Origin of the sequence: Paraburkholderia tropica, from assembly GCF_014171495.1 — a bacterium.
Classification (GTDB): domain Bacteria; phylum Pseudomonadota; class Gammaproteobacteria; order Burkholderiales; family Burkholderiaceae; genus Paraburkholderia; species Paraburkholderia tropica.
Window position 1 is genome coordinate 1,238,767 of the sequence record NZ_CP049135.1, and the last position, 20,703, is coordinate 1,259,469.

Consider the following 20,703-nt stretch of genomic DNA (forward strand, 5'->3'; position numbering starts at 1 on the left):
TCCTCCTCGCGCGTCGGCGGCGTGGCCGCACGCGTCGTCGCTATTACCACACCACAGCGGGTTTCTCGCGTTCGTTTGCGGATTGCGCCGCATCGGCCCGATCGCGCACGGGCACGCCCAGCGCGTTGACGAGCGCGCCAATCCCTTCGATCGTCACCTCGACCGTTGCGCCCTCACCGATCGAGCCCACGCCCAGCGACGTGCCGCACGCAATCACGTCGCCCGGTTCGAGCGTGAGATCCTGCGAAATCAGGCTCACTTGCTGCGCGGGCGAAAACACCATGTCGTCGAGCGGATAATTCTGCCGCTCCACGCCGTCTAGCCGCGTCACCACGCGCGCGCTGCGCCAGTCGAAACCCGACACGATCGCCGGCCCCAGACAACAGAACGTATCGAAACCCTTCGCGCGACACCATTGCGGGAAGTGCGGATTCTCGGCGAGCAGGCCCGCAGCGGTGACGTCGTTCACGATCGTGTAACCGAAGATCGACGCCTCGGCTTCTTCGAGACTCGCATCGCGACAACGCTTGCCGATCACGATGCCCAATTCGCCTTCGAACACGATCTTGCCCGCATAGTGAGCAGGACGGCGAATCGCATCGCCCGAACCGATCACCGAACTCGCCGGCTTGATCAGGAAAAGCGGATGCTCGGGCACCGGCTTTTCCAGCTTCAACGCGAGCGCGTGAAAGTTATTCCACAGTGCGACGACCTTGCCTGGCGCGCAAGGCGCGAGCGGCGTGAGCGCACGCAACGACAGCACCGCGCCCGTGGGCACCGGTTGATCGAGTCCTTCGTATTCGTGCAGATAACCGTTTTCGACGCGGCCAAACACGATACTGCCGTCGTTGGCCATCAAGCGCATCCATGTATCCATGCTTTGCTCCATCGTGTCATGTGTGCATGTGCACGCTTCGCCGCTCAGAGCGCGCCTGCCGCGCGCAGCGAGTGGATCTCGGTTTCGCTGTAGCCGAATTCCGCGAGCACTTCATCGGTGTGCTCGCCGAGCAGCGGCGAACGCGTCACGTTCGTCGGGCTGTCCGAGAGCTTGATCGGATTGCCGACCGTGAGATAGGTCCCGCGCACCGGATGCTCGACCTCGACGATCGTGCCGCTCGCGCGCAGCGATTCGTCGGCGGCGATTTCCTTCATCGAGAGAATCGGGCCGCACGGAATGTCGTGGCGATTGAGCGCGGCCATCGCTTCGAACTTGCTGCGATGCATGGTCCAGTGCTCGATCTCCGCGAAGATCTCCTTCAGATGCGGCAGGCGCGCATTCGGCGTGGCGTAGCGCGGATCGTCGATCCATTCCTCGCGGCCGATCAGCTTGCAGATGCGGTCCCACACCGGCGCCTGCGCGATGAAATAGATGTACGCGTTCGGATCGGTTTCCCAGCCCTTGCACTTCAGAATCCAGCCCGGCTGACCGCCGCCCGACGCGTTGCCCGCGCGCGGCACCGCATCGCCGAAACCGGCGTTCGGATATTGCGGATACTCCTTCATCACACCGGTGCGATCGAGGCGCTGCTGATCGCGCAGCTTCACGCGGCAGAGGTTGAGCACGCCGTCCTGCATCGCGGCGAGCACCTTCTGGCCGCGTCCGCTGTGCGTGCGCTGAAACAGCGCCGTGACGATGCCGAGCGCGAGATGCAGACCCGTACCGCTATCGCCGATCTGCGCGCCGGACACGACCGGCGGACCATCGTCGAAGCCCGTGGTCGAGGCCGCGCCGCCGACGCACTGCGCCACGTTCTCGTAGACCTTGCAGTCCTCGTACGGCCCCGCGCCGAAGCCCTTCACCGACGCGAGAATCATGCGCGGATTGAGCGACTGAATATGCTCCCAGCTAAAGCCCATGCGATCGAGCGCGCCGGGCGCGAAGTTCTCGACGAGCACGTCGCATTCGCGAATCAGCCGTTCGAGCACGCGCTTGCCTTCCGGGTTCTTCGTGTCGAGCGTGAGCGAGCGCTTGTTGCTGTTCAGCATCGTGAAATAGAGGCTGTCCGCGTCGGGGATATCGCGCAACTGTTCACGCGTGATGTCGCCGGCGCCAGCGCGCTCGATCTTGATCACGTCGGCGCCAAACCAGGCGAGCAGTTGCGTGCAGGTCGGGCCCGACTGCACATGCGTGAAGTCGAGAATGCGCACACCATCCAGTGCCTTGCCCATGTCATGTCTCCTTGTTTAATCGTGGCCGGGCGAGAGTTCGAAATCGTCAGGTTGCAAAGGCGCCGGGGCGGTCGCCGGATGTTGCGTTCATCGCTGGCTGATTGCGATGCGAGCTGCGTCCTTGAACAATACGGTATGTGATATATCACAACGAAGCAAGGGGGATTTATCCGGCACAGCGCGTCGAAAAGTGGGCGGAAAAGCTTGTGGAATAAGGCGTTGAGGGAATCGGCGCGCGTTTGCTGCAGCGCACGAACGGGAAAACCCCGAGCGAACGCGGGCAAATATTTCAGATCGCGTGTGGAAAATGGAGAGGCGTCCGAGTGCGTGGAACGCTTACTGCGCTTGGAGTTTGCCGATTGGGCAAGCGCGTTCGGGCGGCTCGCACCGCCCGCCGCCGGCCTTGATGCGCATAAAGTTTCCGCCAGCGCCGTCTCATCCGCTCCGAGCACAGAGCGCGTGAGCGCGCTGCGTGCAAATGAAAACGGGAGACCCGCAGGTCTCCCGTTTTTGTGTCCCGTCAGCGCATAACGCGCCCTGTCACGCGCTCAATCGAGAAAGTCGCAATGCTTTTCGACGTAAGCGGCGAGATCCAGCGAATGCTGGCGCGTGAGCCGTTCCGCCAGTTCGGTATCGCGCTGCTCCAGCGCTTCGATGATGCGCAGATGATCGACGATCGAGCGCGACGCGCGATCGCTCTGCGAGATGGTCATGCGACGGATCGCTCGCACATGCACGAAGATGTTCTTGATCGTATCGAGGATGATCTGCGACTTCGAAAGCTCGACGATCGCCTGGTGGAAGGCGATGTTGGCGTCCGAATATTCCGCAATGTGCTCGGCGGGCGTGCTGTCGCGGAAGCTGTCGAACATATGGCGCAGCTTCGCGATTTCCTCGTCGGTGGCGTGCAGCGTGGCGAGGCGCGCGGCCATGCTCTCGAGCGCGGCCCACATCTGGATCATCTCGACGATCTCGCGCTTGCTCTTGCGCACGATATAGATGCCGCGACGCGGCACCATACGCAGGAAGCCTTCCTGTTCGAGCAGCGTCATGGCTTCGCGCACGGGCGTGCGGCTGACGCCGAGCGTTTCGCTCAGCACGCGTTCGTCGAGGCGGATTTCCTCGCGCGTCTGATAGATATCGGCGTCGGCGATAGCCTGGCGCAGCATCGCATAAGCCTGATCGCGCAGGCTTAGCGTGGCGTTGATGGGCTGCAGCGCCAGCGTGAGCGGCGCGGCGTCCCGGGTGGCGACTGCTTCAGTGTGTTCTGACGACATTCATTGCCTCTTTACCGACCTGCGGACGAACCAGCGGGCGGACCGAACGTGCGGGCTGCGCGCGCGGCGCCTCGCCCAGACCGACGAAGCGGCCGTGCTGTGCGGCCTGCTCGATGGCCGATTGCGGCAGCCATTTCGCGATCATAACCGTAGCGGCGGCACCCAAGGCCACAACTGCCGTCGCAAAGAGTGCAAGAGAGACGAGATCCATTTGAAGCTCCGCAAGATTGAGTCATCGAATGACTGAATCATATGCTGCGTCGCGACAAAAAGCAATATTCTGTATGTGGTATATCAGAGAGGATCTGTTCTAATGTGACCTTTCTGCAACGGCGACGGTGGCACGTTGGCGAATCGTCCGCCCGGCAAGGCGGCCCATTCGCGCGGCGGGTCCCGATGGCCCCAATGGTCCCGCTAGTAGTCCCGGTAATTCCGGTAGTTCCGATGAGAAAACAACCCATCCTGGAGGAAATGCCCGTCAGCGGCAAGGGGGCAGATGAAACGGATCTCGCCTCCGCTCGCCGTTGTCTCCCTCGCCAGATCGGTCGAGCGTAAGCGAGCGCAAACAAGCGTATTCAGCGCAGTCAGCGCTCACGTCCGGCGCCTCGCCTCGCAGCGAATTCTGTTGACACCACACGGCTCGCCCCCGCACACTCGGTTCATGCACATGCGTCCCCTCACCCTCACGACCGCGATGAATCATCCGTGGCACACGCCGAATACTGGCGAGTCACGGGGAGTGTGTGCGAACGGGTAATACAGGCAGTCCGTCTTACGCAAATCACAAAGCCCCGCCGGCATCGACGGGGCTTCTTGTTTTGTGAGCATCGAACAAGCAGCAAGGGCAGAAGAAAGCGCCCCGTCGGTCGGCTCCCACTCTGGAGATGACGATGGATGAAGCTTCACAGCAGCCCGGCGTGTGCAGCGCCGTTCCCGCTTTTGGCGCGGATTTCGGTGCAGACTTTGCCGCACACGATGTCGCCTTGCCCGCGCTGTCGATTCACTTCGCCGTACCGCGTGCGACCACGCTCACCTGGCGCGTCAGCGCCGACGGCACGTTGCGCGTCTACGGCGCGCGCATCTGGCTCACGCGCGCACGCTCTCCCTACGATCATTGGCTGAATCCCGGCGACATGCTGCGCGTGCATCGCGGCGAACGTCTGTGGCTGAGCGCCGATGACATCAACGACACCGACCACACGCCCGACGCCGCCACGCGCCGCCCACTCGCGCGCGTGACGCTCACGAGCGCCTGGCGGCAACCGAGTTTTGCCAGCGTGGCCGTCGAACGTCTCGCGGCGTGGCTCGACTTGCGGGTCTTGCGGCTCTTGCGGCGCGCGCGTTAGCGGCGCGACGTGAAAGCCGGCAGGCGTGGCCGACAACATACAAGAGAAAAAGCAAAACGCCGGGCGTCCATGAAAACGGACGCCCGGCGCAGGTCTCGAAACGCGCTAAAAAGTGCTTGCCTCAGAACTTGTGCCGCAAGCCAAAGTTCACCATCGTCTGCGACGACGTGCCGTTGTAGCCATACGAGCCGATCGACGCTTCCGCCGGCATCGAGCCGCCCGAACCATCGCCCTGCTCGCCGCTCGCGTGCTGCCAGGCCGCGGTCATATAGAGATCGGTGCGCTTCGACAGGCTGTAATCCGCGCCGATCGACACCTGATGGTAGTTCGCGTTCGTGTCGCCGCTCGCGTGCGTATAGGTGTAGCCGAGCCCGAGCAGCAGCGCCGGGTTGAGCTGGTAATTCACGAAACCCTGGCCGGTGTTGTACTTCTCCGTGTCGCGAAACACCGAACTCGCATCCGACGCGTACTGCGCGTTGCTGTAGCCGAGCCCGAACGTGAAGAGACCCGCCGAATACTGCGCCGCCGCCCGCGCGATAGAAAGTGAGTGTGCGCTCACATACCCGGAATTGACCGGCCCGTCGAAGGTGCCGTCCGAGGTACTGGTCCAGCCGTCGGTGCGGATGCCCAGTCCGGCCTGGCTGTTGGCCGCGTAGAAGTAGCCGCCGGCGACGGCGATCGGGCCGTTGTTGTAGGCGACCGCCGCCGAATACGACTGCTCGGAACCGGTCGATCCGGCGATGCCGCCGAACGAATACATCGCGGCGGCCTGCAAGCCGTTCCACACCGGCGTGGTGTATTTGACGGCGTTGTTGACGCGGAAGCTGTTGTCGTAATTGTCGACGTCGCCGGGCGTGGCGAAGGCCGAGCCGAAGTAGTTGTCGGCCGTGATGCCCTGCACGAGGTCGATGAGCGGATCGTACTGACGCCCGAGCGTGAGCGAACCGTATTGCTCGGCGGTCAGGCCCACGTACGCCTGGCGTCCAAACATGCGGCCGCCCTGCCCCGACTGACCGGTCGACGGATTGAAGCCGTTTTCCAACTGGAAGATCGCCTTGAGGCCGCCGCCCAGATCTTCGGCGCCCTTCAGGCCCCAGCGCGAGCCCGACAGATTGCCGAAGCTGCTGTTGCCGAGCGACCAGAGACTGTTGCTGCCGTTGGCGTGGTTGACGTAGGTGATCGACGTGTCGATGGTGCCGTACAGCGTGACACTGGTCTGAGCCTGCGCGATGCCGGCTGCACCGAGCGCGGCGAGCGAAAGCGAAGTCAAGGCTAGTCTGTTCACGTCATTCTCCTCGCACGGTCAAATCGCAGTCATACGTCGCCCGAGGTATTCAGACTAACTCCACGGCGAGGGGAAGTAAAAGATTTAAAAAGCGTGTATCCAATTGGTCACAGCGGGGTCACAGCGGATTCAGAAAAGGTCGCGTGCTGCCGTAAATCATTCTGTCGCGCGATGAAACAATGGCGCGCCCCATTTTCGCCGATGCCTTGCGCAGCAGGGCTGCCGGCGTGTTCGTCCTGTCGGGTTAAACGAGGTTTTTTCCGCCGTGTTCCGCTTTGAATCGATGCTGTCGTCTCATGCCCCGCTTTTGCGAAATCCGCAATCCGGCGCGCCGGTCATTAACAAACGTTTAACGACCCATTTAACCGCCGAAGGCGCCGAAAACGCGGTTTCGGACGCCCGCCGATCAGCTGCCCGATCGTTCACTTTCCGGGATTCTTTATCCACTTAGTCAACCGTCAGGCCGCCCAGCGCGTTTTCTGGATTACCAGTCATTTACCGAACGTTTACGTTTTGGCTCGCCGTCCCGGCTCTGATTACTGCGCGACGCGATCGAGCGGCGCCGGCACCGGAAGAACGTGACGACCAGAACGCGATGCCGTCCCCGGGGACGCCGCCCACGGCGCATTGGCGCCATCGCAGACTCGCCAGACCGATCCATGCTTCAATCACCCCCCTCGCGCATCGCGCGCGCCGCCCTCGTGGCGATGCGCCGCCGCGCTCGCGCCCTGCGCCTGCAACGCTTCGTCGCGCCGGCGCTCGCGCTTGGCATCTGCGCGCTGCTGCTGGTCGTGTTCCAGCATCTGTCGCGATCCGTCGATTACCGCTCGGTGATCCGCCAGCTCTGGCAGTTGAGCGCATTCCAGTGGATCGGCGCGCTGGGCGCGACCGCGCTGAGCTTCATCGCGCTCGTCGGACGCGACGCCATCGGCCTGCGCTATCTCGGCATGAAGGTGCCGCGCGGCCCGCTCTGGGTCGGCGCGATCGCCGGCTCGGCGCTCGGCAACGTGACCGGCTTCGGCGCGCTCACGGGCGGCGCGGTGCGCTGCCGCGTCTACGGCGGCTCGGGCGTCACGCCGGCGCAGATCGGCCGCATGACCGTGTTCACGAGCGTCACGCTCGCGCTCGCCCTCGCGCTGATGGCCGCGCTCGGCATGGTCTGCGCGGCGCCGACGCTCTCCGGCCTGCTCCATCTCTCGCCCGACGCGCTGCGCGGCATCGGCGGCGCGGTCCTCGCGCTCGGCGCCGCGACGATCGCGGCCTGCCCCGCCACGGCGCGCGAAATCAATCCGCTCAAGCGTGACTGGGCGCGCTTCTCGGTGCCCGCGCGCCGCGACCTCGTCGCGCAACTGCTGCTCGCCGCGCTCGACGTGGTGGGCGCCGGTCTCGCGCTCTGGTCGGTGATGCCGCACGCGCACATCGATTTCGCCGATTTCCTGACCGTCTACACCGCCGCGATGCTGCTCGGCCTGATCGGCCATACGCCCGGCGGCATCGGCGTATTCGAGGCCGCGATGGTATTCGCGCTCGGTTCCAGCGTGCCCGGCTCGAAGGTCTTCGCCGCGCTGCTCGCCTACCGCGCGATCTATTTCGGCGCGCCGCTCGCGCTTTCGGCCGCGCTGCTCGCCGTGTTCGAAGGCCGCGCGCTCACGAACCCGCTCAGCACGACGATCGCGAAACGCGGCGCGGACGGCGTCTCGCAACTCGCCCCGCTGTTCCTCGCCATCGTCACCTTCGTCACGGGCAGCATGCTCGTGATCTCCGGCGCGACGCCCGCGTTCGCCAAGCGCATCGCGCTGCTGCAAACCGTGCTGCCGCTCTGGGTGCTCGAAAGCTCGCAGATGCTCGGCAGCCTGTTCGGCGTGCTGCTGCTGTTCGTCGCGCGCGGCCTGCTGCGCCGCCTCGACGCCGCGTGGTGGCTCGCGCTCATGCTGGCCGTCGCCAACCTCGCGCTTTCGCTGATGAAGGGCCTCGCGTTCGTCGAAGCGGGCGTGCTGTGCGTGCTGATCGCGCTGCTGCTCGCCACGCGCCGCCGCTTCAATCGCCATTCGTCGCTGTTCACCGAGCGCTTCACGCCCGCGTGGCTCGCCTCGGTCGGCTGCGTGATCGCGCTGGCCGTGTGGGTGCTGCTGTTCGCGTTCCGCGACGTCGATTATTCGCAGCATCTCTGGTGGCAATTCGCTTTCGACGAACGCGCGCCGCGTGCGCTGCGCGCCACGCTCGGCGCGGGCGTGTTCGCCGCCGCGCTGGCGTCGTGGCAATTGCTGCGTCCGGCGGCCGGGCGTTTCGTGATGCCCGCGAGCGAAGACCTGATCGAAGCCGCGCGCATCGTGCGCGCGCAGGAACGCAGCGACGCCGGCCTCGCGCTGATGGGCGACAAGAGCTTCCTGTTCTCGCAGTCGCGCAGCGCGTTCCTCATGTACGCCAAGCGCGGCCGCACGTGGGCCGCGCTGCACGATCCGGTCGGACCGCGCGACGAATGGCCCGCGCTGATCCGCGAATTCGTCTCGCTCGCGCACGCGCACGGCGGCCGCGCCGCGTTCTATCAGGTGCGCGCCGACGCCCTGCCGCTCTACCTCGACGCCGGCCTCACGCTGATGAAGCTCGGCGAGGAAGCGCGCGTGATGCTGCAGGAATTCGACCTCAAGGGCCCGCAGCGCGCGCATCTGCGCTACGCGCTCAAGCGCGGCGAGCGCGACGGCTTCACCTTCGATCACATCGATCCGTCGCAGATGCCCGACACGCTGCCGACGCTGCGCGCGATTTCCGACGCGTGGCTCGAAGACCGCGAAGCGCGTGAAAAGAGCTTCTCGGTGGCCGCATTCGACGACGATTACCTCGCCGCCCAGCACGTGCTGCTGGTGCGTCAGAACGGCGAGCCGCTCGCCTTCGTCACCTTCATGACGACCGACCTGAACACCGACGCGACGGTCGGCGTCATGCGCCATCTGCCGGGCGCGTCGCCCTACGCGATGGAATATCTCTTCACGCAGCTCGCGCTGCATCTCAAGGCCGCCGGGTTTCAGTCGCTCTCGCTCGGCATGGCGCCGCTTTCCGGCATGGGCCCGACGCCGCTCGCGTCGTCGTGGCATCGCCTTGCCGGGCTGATCTGGCGCTTCGGCGGCAAGTTCTACAACTTCCGTGGGCTGCGCGGCTTCAAGAACAAGTTCGCGCCGCGCTGGGAACCGCGCTATCTGGCCGCTTCGGGCTCGATCAGCGTGTTCATCACCCTTGCGGATCTATCGCTGCTGGCAGGAGGCTGGCGTTCATGATGCATTGTTTTTCCACGCTGCCGCGCACGCTTCGCGCGGCGGCGGGCGCCGTCCTGCTCGTCGCCGGCGCGTCGCATGGCGCGTTCGCTTCCACGGCTTCCACGCTTTCCACGTCGACGGCCAAAGCCGCCAATAGTGCTGAAAAAAGCGCTGAAAAAAACGCCATCGAACACGTCTCGGGCGGCCGCTACGGCGAAGTGGCGATGACCAGACCCGCTGGCGCGATTCGCGGCTTCGCGGTGCTGTTCTCGGCGGGCGAACACTGGAACGCCGCCGACCAGACGCGCGCCGACGCGCTCGCGCAGCACGGCGCGCTGGTCGTGGGCGTGGACACGGCGCGCTACGCGTCGAACCTCGGCGCCATCAAGAACGAGACCTGCCACAAGCTCTACAGCGATGCCGAAGCGCTGAGCCATCAGCTCGAACGCCAGCAGGGATCGAACGAGTATTTCGCGCCGATCGCGATCGGCAGCGGCACCGGCGCGCTCATCGCGCAACGCATGCTCTCGCAGTCGCCCGCGAACACGATGGCGGGCGCGGTGTCGCTCGATCCGTCGACGAAACCGCTCGACGCGCGCTTCGCGCCCTGCCCCGCCGATCCGACGCTTTCGCGCGGCAAGGGTCTGCCCGGCTTCTTCGAGCAAGGCGTGACCGCCTCGCAGGCGAACGGCGAGAAAGTTGCGCCCGCATCGAACGGCGCCGCGCCACGCGTGTTCGCCGCGAATCTTTCCGATGCCGACAAGCTCGCGACTTTGACCGCACCGCATCTGCGCGCGCAGACGGAAAGCGAAGAGGACGTCTCCGATCTGCCGCTGATCGAGCTGCCCGCCGCGCATCCGACCGACATGCTCGCGGTGGTGATTTCCGGCGACGGCGGCTGGCGCGATCTCGACAAGACCATCGCGGAAGCCCTGCAAAAGCAGGGTATTTCGGTGGTCGGCTGGGACGCGCTGCGTTATTTCTGGAGCGAGAAGCCGCCTGCGCAGACGAGCCACGATCTCGCACGCGTGCTCAACACCTACGCGTCGCGCTGGCACGCGAAGCACATCGCGCTCGTGGGCTACTCGTTCGGCGCGGATGTGATGCCGTTCGCCTACAACCGCCTGCCCGACGCGCTGCGCGCGAAGGTGTCGTACATGTCGCTGCTCGGCTTCGCGCCGGACGCCGATTTCCAGATCCGCGTGACGGGCTGGCTCGGCATGCCCGCGAGCGACAAGGCGCTCAAGGTGCGCCCGGAACTCGCGAAAGTGCCGCCGTCGATCGTGCAGTGCGTGTACGGCGAGGACGAAAAGGACACGCTGTGCCCGGCGCTCGCGAACACCGGCATCGATCTCGTGAGGACCAACGGCAGCCACCATTTCGACGGCGATTACAACGCGCTTGCGGCGAAGATCATCGAAGGGTGGAAGAAGGAAATTGCGGCGCGGGGTTAGACCGTGCGGGTCCACGCGTCCCTGGATTCGCGCATCGCTGCAAGGAAAAATGGCTGCCTTCCGGCAGCCATTTTTTTCGACTCAATCCTTGCGTCCCGCCAGATACTGCACGCCCTGCGGCCCATAGCGCTCGACATGCGGCTGCCCGGCGGCCAGATGAAACACGTCGCCGACACGATATAGCCGCTCCTCGCCATCCGCGCCGATCGTGATCTCGCCCATCACGATCAGCGCTTTCGCTTCGAACGGATGCGTATGCTCGTCCATCGCGCCATGCTCGCGCGTCACGAGCACGGGTTCGGGAAAGCCTTCTTCGGCCAGCGTGCGAACAAAGGTTTCGCGGTCCACGGCAGTCTCCTTCTCGATCGGCAACGCGCCGTGCATTTAGTGTGTCACGTCCGCGAGGCGCTTGCACGGGGTATCCGCGCCCGCATTCCACAGACAAATTCGCGGACAAAAAAAACGCCGGCACGAAGCCGGCGCAAAGAGAGACTGCTAAAACCTTTCGGTGTGAGGCGCGCGTCAGACCACCGCGGCGGCGACCTTCGCATCTTCCTCGTCGTCCGCCGACGAGCGGATCAGGTAGTCGAACGCGCCGAGCGAAGCCTTCGCGCCTTCACCCACGGCGATCACGATCTGCTTGAACGGGACCGTGGTGACGTCGCCCGCCGCGAACAGACCCGGCACCGACGTCTGACCCTTCGCATCCACTTCGATCTCGCCGTGCTTCGAGAGCGCCACCGTGCCCTTCAGGAACTCGGTGTTCGGCACCAGACCGATCTGCACGAACACGCCTTCGAGTTCGAGATGATGCTTCTCGCCCGTGGTGCGTTCGAGGAACGCAAGGCCCGTGACCTTCTGGCCGTCGCCGACGATTTCGGTCGTCTGCGCGTTCACGTGAACCGTGACGTTCGGCAGGCTGCGCAGCTTGCGTTGCAGCACTTCGTCCGCACGCAGTTGCGCGCCGAATTCGAGCAGCGTGACGTGGCTCACGATGCCGGCGAGGTCGATCGCCGCCTCGACGCCCGAGTTGCCGCCACCGATCACCGCCACGCGCTTGCCCTTGAACAGCGGACCGTCGCAGTGCGGGCAGTACGCCACGCCCTTGTTCTTGTACTCCTGCTCGCCCGGCACATCGACATTGCGCCAGCGCGCACCGGTCGCCAGCACCACGCTTTTCGCGCGCAGCGTCGCGCCGCTTTGCGTGCGCACTTCGAAACCCTTGCCGACCGGCACGATGGCTTCGGCGCGCTGCAGGTTCATGATGTCGACGTCATAGGCACGCACGTGCTGTTCGAGCGCCGCCGCGAACTTCGGTCCTTCCGTTTCCTTCACCGAGACGAAGTTTTCGATCGACATCGTGTCGAGCACCTGGCCGCCGAAACGTTCGGCCAGCACGCCCGTCTTGATACCCTTGCGCGCCGAGTAGATCGCGGCTGCCGCGCCGGCGGGGCCGCCGCCGACGATCAGCATGTCGAACACGTCCTTCTGATTCAGCTTTTCGGCGGCACGCGCCGAGGCGCCCGTATCGAGCTTCGCGAGGATTTCCTCGACGCCCATGCGGCCCTGGCCGAACACTTCGCCGTTCAGGTAGATGGTCGGCACGGCCATGATCTGGCGCTTCTCGACTTCGCCCTGGAACAGCGCGCCGTCGATCGTGACGATCTTCACATTCGGGTTGAGCGCCGCCATCGCGTTGATCGACTGCACGACTTCCGGGCAGTTCTGGCACGACAGCGACATATAGACTTCGAACGAGAACACGCCGTCGAGCGACTTGACCTGTTCGATCGTTTCGTCTTCGAGCTTGACCGGGTAGCCGCCCACCTGGAGCAGCGCCAGCACGAGCGACGTGAATTCATGGCCCATCGGAATGCCCGCGAACGTGACCTTCACGTCCGAATTGGCGCGCTTGATCTCGAACGAAGGGGTACGCGCGTCGCCGGCTGCGGCGCCACGGCGTTCTTCGAGCGCAATACGGTCCGAGAGCGGTGCGATGTCCTGCAGCAGTTGCTGCAGTTCTTGCGACTTCTCGCCGTCGTCCAGATACGCGACGATCTCGATCGACTGCGTGACTTTTTCGAGGTAGCTTTTCAGTTGGGTCTTGAGATTGGCGTCGAGCATGGCGTTTTCCGGCTAGAGAAGAAGCGGGGGAATTCTTAAGTATTGCCTGGCAAATTTCGCCGTCCTGCACAGGGGCGGATCAGGCGTCCGGGCCGCTGCCGCGAAGGCGCGGCCCGGAGATACAGCGGTACAGCTTCAGCGTCACGCGGTCATGACGATCGCGCGGGTGAAACGACGCTTAGATCTTGCCGACCAGGTCGAGCGACGGCTTGAGCGTTTCTGCGCCCGGCGTCCACTTGGCGGGGCAGACTTCACCCGGGTGCGATGCCACGTACTGAGCAGCTTGCACCTTGCGCAGCAGTTCCTTGGCGTCACGGCCGATGCCGTTGTCGTGGATTTCGCACAGCTTGATCTCGCCTTCCGGGTTGATCACGAACGTGCCGCGCAGTGCCAGACCTTCTTCTTCGATCATGACGTCGAAGTTACGCGTGATCGCGCCCGTCGGGTCGCCGACCAGCGGGTACTGGATCTTGGCGATGGTGTCCGACGTGTCGTGCCATGCCTTGTGCGTGAAGTGCGTGTCGGTCGACACACCGTAGATCTCAACGCCCAGCTTCTGGAATTCTGCGTACTGGTCGGCCAGATCGCCGAGTTCCGTCGGGCACACGAACGTGAAGTCAGCCGGGTAGAACACGACAACCGACCACTTGCCCTTCAGGTTTTCTTCAGAGACCGGAACGAACTTGCCGTTGTGGTATGCGGTTGCGTTGAACGGCTTGACCTGCGTGTTGATGAGAGACATGCGTTGTTTCCTCGCTCTGGGTTGGGAAAAGGTATGGACGAAGATTAAGGGATCTACGCCCATTTGAAAAATTGGTTGCTTTGATCGCGGGAATAAACCGTGCCTATCGGACCCCGGAAAAGCCCTATGAGAGCCGCCGATGCCCGCCAGCCGGGCGTCCGCGCCGCCCGGGGGCGGCCCGCGCAACCGTCGGGGCGGTGAGCATACAACGAAACTGCGACATCGCGCCTCACTTCACTGCCGCGTTTGCGCCCCACTTTGGTGCATCCGAGGGCGGCAGAACGGCCGTCATGCGGCTGTTCTCGCCAGTTTGCCTCTGGCTTGATGACAAATGAGGACCCGCGACGGGCGACTGGGCGTCAGCCGCAACCGCTGTGATCGCGCAAACCCGCGCCGGGTTCCGGGGAACTGACGCCAGTTATTGCGCGCGCTGTATTCAACAGATGCAGGCGCAACCGCTATTCCTCAAGGCCCGGCGCAGTCTGCCGCACAACACGCATGCGCCTTGCATCAAAGCGCGCCGCCGCGCGCCGTGGCCGCCCGCGCGGCCAGCCGTTCACGCAGATATTGCGTGAAGGCGCGGATCGTCACCGACGCCTCGCGGTGCTGCGGATAAAGCGCGTGCAGCGCGTTCGGCGGCGGCATGTAGTCTTCCAGCACTTCGACGAGCACGCCCGCGTCCACCGATCCCGCCACGATGAAGTCCGGCAGATAACAGATGCCGAGCCCCGCGATGGCCGCGTCGCGGATCACCTCGCCATTGTTGGCGCGCAGCGGCCCATGCACCTCGAACGGCGTACGCACGCCGCCGACCATGAATTCCCACGGCGCGCGCCCCTGCTGGCCGTAGGGCAGACAGTCGTGCTGCGCGAGATCCTCGGGCGTTTGCGGCGCGCGGCGTCGGCGGCGGTAGCCGGGGCTGCAACACGCGATCATGCGCACGTCGATGAGCTTTTGCGCCACCAGCGTGGAATCGGCGAGCCGCCCGATGCGCAGCGCCATGTCGAAGCCCTCGCCGATCACGTCCACGCTGCGGTCGCTCAGATCCATGTCGAAGCGCACGTCCGGATGCTCGCGCAGGAATTCCGCGACCAGCGGCGACAGATGCGCCATGCCGAACGACATCGGCGCACTGACCTTGAGCAGCCCGCGCGGCTCCGAGCGCCGCGCCGACATGGCCTGCTCGGCCTCGTTCACGTCGGCGAGGATGCGTTTCGCGCGCTCGTAGAAGTCCTGGCCGAGATCGGTGACCGCCAGCTTGCGCGTGTTGCGCACCAGCAGCCGCGCGCCCAGATCGGCCTCCAGCGCGGCCACGCGGCGGCTCACGAACTGCTTGGAAAGCCGCAGCCGGTGGGCCGCCGCCGTGAAATTGCCCGCATCCACGGTATTCACGAAGATCCGCATGTCGTCGAGTTGCATTGCGATTGTCCACTTCAATGTGACAGTGAGTACTATTTTACGGCGATTTACATCGCTTTGATTGACCTAAACTCTCTTCCATCGCAGCACAACATTCCGGGCCGAAACGGCCCCACCGAACTGGAGAGAGAACATGATCGAACTTCGCAAAGCAGACCAACGTGGCCGCGGTGAACATGGCTGGCTCAGCTCGCGTCACACCTTTTCGTTCGCCAATTACTACGACCCGAAGCAAACCGGTTTCTCGGACCTGCTGGTGATCAACGACGACCGCGTCGCTCCGGCGCGCGGCTTCGGCAAGCACCCGCACCGCGACATGGAAATCTTTTCGTACGTGCTGGAAGGCGCGCTCGAACATAAGGATTCGATGGGCACGGGCTCGGTGATCGTCCCCGGCGACGTGCAGCTGATGAGCGCCGGCACGGGCGTCGCGCACAGCGAGTTCAACCATTCGGCCGATCAGCCGGTGCACTTCCTGCAGATCTGGATTGCGCCGAACGAGAAGGGCCCGCAACCGCGCTATCAGCAGAAGAACATCGCCGATGAAGAAAAGCGCGGCAAGTTCCGCCTGATCCTCTCGCCGGACGGCGCCGACGATTCGCTGCTGCTGCGCCAGGACGCCCGCGTCTACGCCGGCCGGCTCGACGGCGCGGAGAGCGCGAAGGTCGAGATCGGCGCCGAACGCCACGCCTATGTCCACGTGGCGCGCGGCAGCGTGAAGCTCAACGGCGTGGAAATGGGCGAAGGCGACGGCGCGCGGATCCGCTCGGAACGCGAACTGACCTTCACCGACGGACACGATGCCGAAGTCCTGGTCTTCGATCTGCGTAATATCGAAGTGTCGGAACTCTGGTCGTAAGCACCGCACGCCATCGTCGTACTCAAGGCGCGCGGACCGGAGTCAGGCGGCCTGTGAACACAGGCCGCCGCCCGGCGAGTGCGCACAAGCAAGTCAATAACATTCACGCCTCAATCAAGTTCTTCGGAGAGAACACCATGCGACATAACCTGTTCGGACAAGGCAACGATGCCGTCCTGCTGGTCTCACGTATCCTGCTGGCCGCCCTGTTCGTGCTGTTCGGCTGGTCCAAGATCACCGGATTCTCCGGCACGGTCGACTATATGGCGCACGTGGGCGCGCCGGCGCCGATGCTCTCGGCGGTGATCGCCGTCGTCATGGAATTCGTGGTGGGCATTCTGATCGTCGTGGGCTTCTATACGCGTCCGCTCGCCGTGCTGCTCGCGCTCTACACCGTGGCGACCGCGATCATCGGCCATCACTTCTGGAACATGACGGGCGCCGACCAGATGGCCAACATGATCAACTTCTACAAGAACGTGAGCATCGCGGGCGGTCTGCTGGCCCTCGCCGTGGCCGGTCCGGGCAAGTTCTCGATCGATCGCCAGTAAGACGCCGGGGAGCCGCCCCGCGCGGCTTAAGGCAAGAAGGCAGAAAACAACGCGCTGCGACGCAAGACACTTGCGACGCAGCGCGTTTTTCATTGTGCGGCGCGCTTCGCGGAGCGTGCCCATCGGCCGGACGGCATAGGCTGTTTGACCGAATTGTCGAACGTACGCCGGCCATGCGAGGATGGCTCCGAACCCAACAGGACTCAGGAGCGCCCATGCAGGACAGGCCAACCTCGCAGAATCACGGCGTGAACCGGGAACGCGCGCGGCGCGTGCTGGCACGCGAGCGCGACGCGTTTGTCGCCGCGCGTCCGGCATCGCAGGCGTTGTCGGCGCAAGCGGCGCAGCATCTGCTGTTCGGCGTGCCGCTGCACTGGATGAACGACTGGTCCACGCCGTTCTCGCTCTACGTGGACGCCGCGCGCGGCGCGGCCTTCAGCGACGTGGACGGCCATCGCTATGTGGACTTCTGCCTCGGCGACACGGGCGCGATGTTCGGCCACGCGCCGCCCGCCGTGGCGCGCGCGCTCGCGCAGCAGGCCGAACGCGGCTTCACGACCATGCTGCCGGGCGCCGACGCGGTGGCCGTCGGCGCGGCGCTTGCCGAACGCTTCGGGCTGCCTTACTGGCAGTTCGCCATGACCGCGAGCGACGCCAACCGCTTCGCGCTGCGCTGGGCGCGCGCGGCCACGGGCCGCCAGGCCATCGTGGTGTTCAACGGCTGCTATCACGGCACCGTCGACGACGTCTTCGTCGACCTGATCGACGGCGCGCCCACCCAGCGCGCCAGCCTGCTCGGCCAGGTGCACGACCTGCTGCCGCATACGCGCGTGGTCGAATTCAACGACCTCGCGGCGCTCGAACAGGCGCTCGCGGGCAACGACGTCGCGTGCGTGCTCGCCGAACCGGCGATGACCAACGTCGGCATGGTGCTCCCCGAGCCTGGCTTCTGGCGCGAAGCGCAGGCGCTCATCCGGCGTCACGGCGCGCTGCTGCTGATCGACGAAACCCACACCATCAGCAGCGGCCCGCGCGGTTATGCACGCGAACACGGCATCGAGCCCGACCTGTTCGTGCTCGGCAAACCGGTGGGCGGCGGCGTGCCCTGCGCGGTGTACGGCTTCAGCGCCGATCTCGCAGGCCGCGCGCAAAAAGCCAAACTCGACGCGCCGCCGGGCCACTCGGGCATCGGCACGACGCTCACGGCCAACGCGCTCTCCATGAGCGCGATGCGCGCAACGCTCGACGAAGTGATGACCGAAGCCGCCTATGCGCTGATGTTCGCGCTCTCGGAACGGCTCGCTGCGGGACTCGCCGCGCTCATCGACAAACACGCGCTGCCGTGGTGCGTGACGCGCGTGGGCGCACGCAGCGAATTCCAGTTCTGCGCGACGCCGCCGCGCAATGGCAGCGAAGCGCGCGCCGCCATGGACGACGAACTCGAACACGTGATCCATCTCTATCTGCTCAATCGCGGCGTGCTGATTACGCCGTTCCACAACATGATGCTGGTGTGTCCGGAGACGACGGCAGCCGACGTCGATCGTCTGCTCGCGGCCTTCGACGCCTGCCTTGGGGAACTCTGCGCGGCGTAAGGCGGCCGCATGGGTGAGTTGCTATGCTTCGCCGGCTCGCGGCGGCGCGTTCCGGCTTGCGCGCTCGCCGCTTCACGTGCACCGTTTCACGCTCACCGTTGTCAACGATTTCAGACCGACTTTCTCATCACGCAATGCTCGACCCGCAAGACAATCTGTTCGCCTATCTCTCGTCGCTCCAGCAATCGGCGCTCGGCGCGCTCAAGCGTCTGCCGCTCAAGAGCCGCGCGGCGCAAGGCACGCTGATGGCATTGCGCGCCGTCTGCGGCGCGGGGCTCGCGTACGCCATCGGCCATGCGCTGCACACCGAACAGGCGTTTTGGGCCGCGATCACGGCCATCGCCGTCACCCAGCATGACTATGCGGACACGCTCGCGCAGTCGCGCGACCAGTTCATCGGCGCCATCGCGGGCGGCGTGGTGGGCTTCGCGGCGGCCACGCTCGGACCGGAAAACCTCACCGCGTATCTCGTGGCGGTGGCCGTGGTCATCATCGCGTGCTGGTGTCTGCGGGTGAGCACGGCGGCGCGCCTTGGCGCAATCACCACCACCATCGTGCTGCTGGTCCCCACGCACGGCCCCGTGTGGGACGTGGCGCTGTTCCGGGTCGCGGAAGTGGCCATCGGCATGGCCTGCGCGGTGCCGGTCTGCTGGGTGTTTTCGCTCGTGGAGCGCAAGTGGCTGCATGTTTGAAGGCATGCAAGGCAGACGAAGCCGAGGCGAAAAAGCGGGGCTCGGAGAAAGAATCCCCCCTCGCTCTCAACCCTCGCGAAATAATCCATCTCCGTTCGCTGCTCAATCCTCAGCCGATTAGCGGCGATAATCAGCAGCGTCGTGCCGATGGGCCTGCGCCGACGTCAACGCCCGTGCGGCCGCTGCGCGCGGTCGCTGTGCAATTGCCCCCGCAAACGCGAAATCGTGCGAAACTCCGGGCCGCGCCAATGCGGGCGCATGAGATTCGACACTGATTTCGTCACCTTTCGCGCCGCGTCGCCAACCGGCTGCGCGCGTCGCACGACCATCGCACATCCATGAACACCACGACCCGTCATCCCGCCCCGAACGCTTCGCCGCGCAAGACCATTTCTCTGCTGCAGATGCTCGCGCTGATCGCCTTTGGCGGCATCGCCGGCTCGCTTCTGGTCCGTCTGTTCGTCTAAGCGCGGCGCGCCGCACGGGACGCCCAGGAATCCGTTTTCGCTTATGTACAAGAAAGGCGTCGCCCTCGAAATCCAGTTCTCCCCCGACCGTCTGAACGACGGCGCCGGCGATCCCTACTGGATCGACTTCACGGCTGAAGAAGCCGCCGCATTGCTCGAGACCCTGCAAACCCGGCTCGCGAATCGCGAGAGCACGTCGGCGCCGCTCGTCGTCGCGCTCGACACGCCGCGTGTGGACGCGCAGGCCGAGGCCGCGCAAGACACGAACGCGCCCAAAGCCGCACAGGCGGCCGACGACGGCTTCAAGCAATGGGTCTGCGTGATCTGCGGCTGGGTCTACGACGAAGCGCTCGGCGCGCCCGACGACGGCCTCGCGCCCGGCACGCGCTGGGCCGACGTGCCCGACGACTGGCGCTGCCCGCTCTGCGACGTGGGCAAGGAAGACTTCGCGCTCATCGAGTTCTGACGCACGCGCCCCGCGCTCATCGGCGTGCGGGGTTTCGCAACGCGCTCAGGCGCGCGCGGGTCGGAACAAGCACGTGGACGCACGCAGCGCAGCGACGCGCGCTCACCCGCCCTCGCGCCCGTTCGGCTCGTAAAACAGCGCGAACAGCTCCGACTGCGAGCTGACGCCGAGCTTCGCGTAAATATGCTTCTTGTGCGCCCGCACGGTTTCGAAGGAGATTTCGAGCCGCTCCGCGATCGCGCGCGTCGAAAATCCCGACAGGCTCTGCCGCACCACTTCGACTTCGCGAGCGGTCAGCGGCGTGCGTCCGCTTTGTTGCGTGACCGCTTCGAAGCGGCGGGCGTAATCGAGTTCGAGCACCTCCGCCGCCGCGCGCTCCGCCACGGCGTCGGATTGCGGCGCGCCCGCGGCCTCGTCGGCGGCCACGCCCGGCTCGTACGCGAGGCGCTGGCGCATCAACGCAATCACCCACGGCGCGAACATCGCGAACTGCGCCACATCGCGTTCCGTGTAATGGTGCTTTGCACCCAGCGAAAAAATCAGCGTGCGCCGCGCATCGAGCGGCACGTTGAACTGCACTTCGTCGCCGATGATGTTGCTCTTGAAATAGCGCTGGTAGTAATCCGTCATGCGGAAATTGTCCGGCGCGACTTCGGCGAGCGTGATCAGCCCCGCGCGCGGCCTTTCGCATGCGTTGATATAGAACGGATCGAGCTGGTACATCCCCTCCAGATACGCGCGGAACAAGAGATCCACGGTGCCGTCGGGCATCGGCGACTCGGCGCAGACGAGCGGCGCGCGATCGCGCACGAAGACGAGCGCCACCCAGTTGTCGAAGGCGACGAAGCGCTCGATCACGCGAGTCGCGCGGGTCCAGAAATCGGGGCCGTCGAGGGCGTCGATCAGCGTCGCGATGTGATGATGGAACGCGCGGTCCTGCCAGTCGGGTTCCATGAGTCCTCCGATCAGGGTACCCCTGCTGGGTAATTCCTGGACAAAAATAACG

Annotated in this window: 19 protein-coding genes; 9 read left to right on the forward strand and 10 right to left on the reverse strand. The window is 65.1% G+C overall.

The features are described from left to right. Positions 1–43: 43 nt before the first annotated feature. The 4 genes from G5S35_RS20345 to G5S35_RS20360 form a co-directional block, all read right to left on the reverse strand. Positions 44–877, reverse strand: a complete 834-nt coding sequence (locus tag G5S35_RS20345; RefSeq protein ID WP_110326030.1) for a fumarylacetoacetate hydrolase family protein — start codon at positions 875–877, stop codon at positions 44–46. A 44-nt stretch (positions 878–921) separates the two neighbouring features. Continuing rightward, the gene (gene frc, locus G5S35_RS20350) at positions 922–2,169 is read right to left on the reverse strand and encodes a formyl-CoA transferase (RefSeq protein ID WP_065057600.1); all 1,248 of its coding nucleotides are present in this window, start codon (positions 2,167–2,169) and stop codon (positions 922–924) included. 548 nt (positions 2,170–2,717) lie between these two features. Continuing rightward, entirely contained in the window at positions 2,718–3,446 is a 729-nt protein-coding gene (locus G5S35_RS20355; protein WP_065057599.1) for a GntR family transcriptional regulator, read from the reverse strand. Then, positions 3,427–3,657, reverse strand: coding sequence for a hypothetical protein (locus G5S35_RS20360; protein ID WP_065057598.1), 231 nt, complete (start codon positions 3,655–3,657; stop codon positions 3,427–3,429). The genes G5S35_RS20355 and G5S35_RS20360 overlap by 20 nt, the downstream gene beginning before the upstream one ends. 679 nt (positions 3,658–4,336) lie before the next feature. Between G5S35_RS20360 and G5S35_RS20365 the strand changes: the two genes are divergently transcribed. Then, positions 4,337–4,792 (forward strand): DUF2917 domain-containing protein, encoded by a 456-nt coding sequence (locus tag G5S35_RS20365; RefSeq protein ID WP_074981231.1) that lies wholly within the window; start codon positions 4,337–4,339, stop codon positions 4,790–4,792. A 121-nt stretch (positions 4,793–4,913) separates the two neighbouring features. Here G5S35_RS20365 and G5S35_RS20370 read toward each other — a convergent pair whose 3' ends face one another. Then, the gene (locus tag G5S35_RS20370; RefSeq protein WP_065057596.1) at positions 4,914–6,077 is read right to left on the reverse strand and encodes a porin; all 1,164 of its coding nucleotides are present in this window, start codon (positions 6,075–6,077) and stop codon (positions 4,914–4,916) included. A 707-nt stretch (positions 6,078–6,784) separates the two neighbouring features. Here G5S35_RS20370 and mprF point away from each other — a divergent pair. Together mprF and G5S35_RS20380 are read left to right on the forward strand one after the other, a co-directional pair. Further along, complete coding sequence (gene mprF, locus G5S35_RS20375) at positions 6,785–9,349, forward strand: bifunctional lysylphosphatidylglycerol flippase/synthetase MprF (protein ID WP_183039465.1); 2,565 nt, start codon at positions 6,785–6,787, stop codon at positions 9,347–9,349. After that, entirely contained in the window at positions 9,346–10,782 is a 1,437-nt protein-coding gene (locus tag G5S35_RS20380) for a virulence factor family protein (protein WP_237181385.1), read from the forward strand. The genes mprF and G5S35_RS20380 overlap by 4 nt, the downstream gene beginning before the upstream one ends. Before the next feature lie 81 nt (positions 10,783–10,863). Here G5S35_RS20380 and G5S35_RS20385 read toward each other — a convergent pair whose 3' ends face one another. The 4 genes from G5S35_RS20385 to G5S35_RS20400 form a co-directional block, all read right to left on the reverse strand. Next, positions 10,864–11,130: a cupin domain-containing protein gene (locus tag G5S35_RS20385; RefSeq protein ID WP_065057717.1), complete on the reverse strand. Its 267-nt coding sequence runs from the start codon at positions 11,128–11,130 to the stop codon at positions 10,864–10,866. A gap of 174 nt (positions 11,131–11,304) precedes the next feature. Then, a complete protein-coding gene (gene ahpF, locus G5S35_RS20390; protein WP_065057594.1) occupies positions 11,305–12,906 on the reverse strand; it encodes an alkyl hydroperoxide reductase subunit F in 1,602 nt (533 codons plus the stop codon). Between the two features lie 178 nt (positions 12,907–13,084). Then, the gene (gene ahpC, locus G5S35_RS20395; RefSeq protein ID WP_065057593.1) at positions 13,085–13,648 is read right to left on the reverse strand and encodes an alkyl hydroperoxide reductase subunit C; all 564 of its coding nucleotides are present in this window, start codon (positions 13,646–13,648) and stop codon (positions 13,085–13,087) included. 510 nt (positions 13,649–14,158) lie between these two features. Then, positions 14,159–15,067: a LysR family transcriptional regulator gene (locus tag G5S35_RS20400; RefSeq protein WP_110325907.1), complete on the reverse strand. Its 909-nt coding sequence runs from the start codon at positions 15,065–15,067 to the stop codon at positions 14,159–14,161. Positions 15,068–15,200: 133 nt separating this feature from the next. On the opposite strand from G5S35_RS20400, the gene G5S35_RS20405 reads away from it, so the two are divergent. The 6 genes from G5S35_RS20405 (at position 15,201) to G5S35_RS20425 (ending at position 19,697) form a co-directional block, all read left to right on the forward strand. After that, the gene (locus G5S35_RS20405; RefSeq protein WP_183038915.1) at positions 15,201–15,926 is read left to right on the forward strand and encodes a pirin family protein; all 726 of its coding nucleotides are present in this window, start codon (positions 15,201–15,203) and stop codon (positions 15,924–15,926) included. A 137-nt stretch (positions 15,927–16,063) separates the two neighbouring features. Further along, complete coding sequence (locus tag G5S35_RS20410) at positions 16,064–16,477, forward strand: DoxX family protein (RefSeq protein WP_065057590.1); 414 nt, start codon at positions 16,064–16,066, stop codon at positions 16,475–16,477. A gap of 215 nt (positions 16,478–16,692) precedes the next feature. Beyond that, positions 16,693–18,072 (forward strand): aspartate aminotransferase family protein, encoded by a 1,380-nt coding sequence (locus tag G5S35_RS20415; RefSeq protein WP_074981225.1) that lies wholly within the window; start codon positions 16,693–16,695, stop codon positions 18,070–18,072. Between the two features lie 134 nt (positions 18,073–18,206). Continuing rightward, positions 18,207–18,764, forward strand: coding sequence for an FUSC family protein (locus tag G5S35_RS20420; protein WP_065057588.1), 558 nt, complete (start codon positions 18,207–18,209; stop codon positions 18,762–18,764). Between the two features lie 338 nt (positions 18,765–19,102). Beyond that, positions 19,103–19,231 carry a hypothetical protein gene (locus G5S35_RS40035; RefSeq protein ID WP_258365463.1) on the forward strand — a complete coding sequence of 43 codons (129 nt, stop codon included), beginning with the start codon at positions 19,103–19,105 and terminating at the stop codon, positions 19,229–19,231. A 43-nt stretch (positions 19,232–19,274) separates the two neighbouring features. Then, entirely contained in the window at positions 19,275–19,697 is a 423-nt protein-coding gene (locus G5S35_RS20425) for a rubredoxin (RefSeq protein ID WP_074981222.1), read from the forward strand. A 102-nt stretch (positions 19,698–19,799) separates the two neighbouring features. Here G5S35_RS20425 and G5S35_RS20430 read toward each other — a convergent pair whose 3' ends face one another. Continuing rightward, complete coding sequence (locus G5S35_RS20430; protein WP_065057587.1) at positions 19,800–20,651, reverse strand: helix-turn-helix transcriptional regulator; 852 nt, start codon at positions 20,649–20,651, stop codon at positions 19,800–19,802. Positions 20,652–20,703 lie beyond the last annotated feature (52 nt).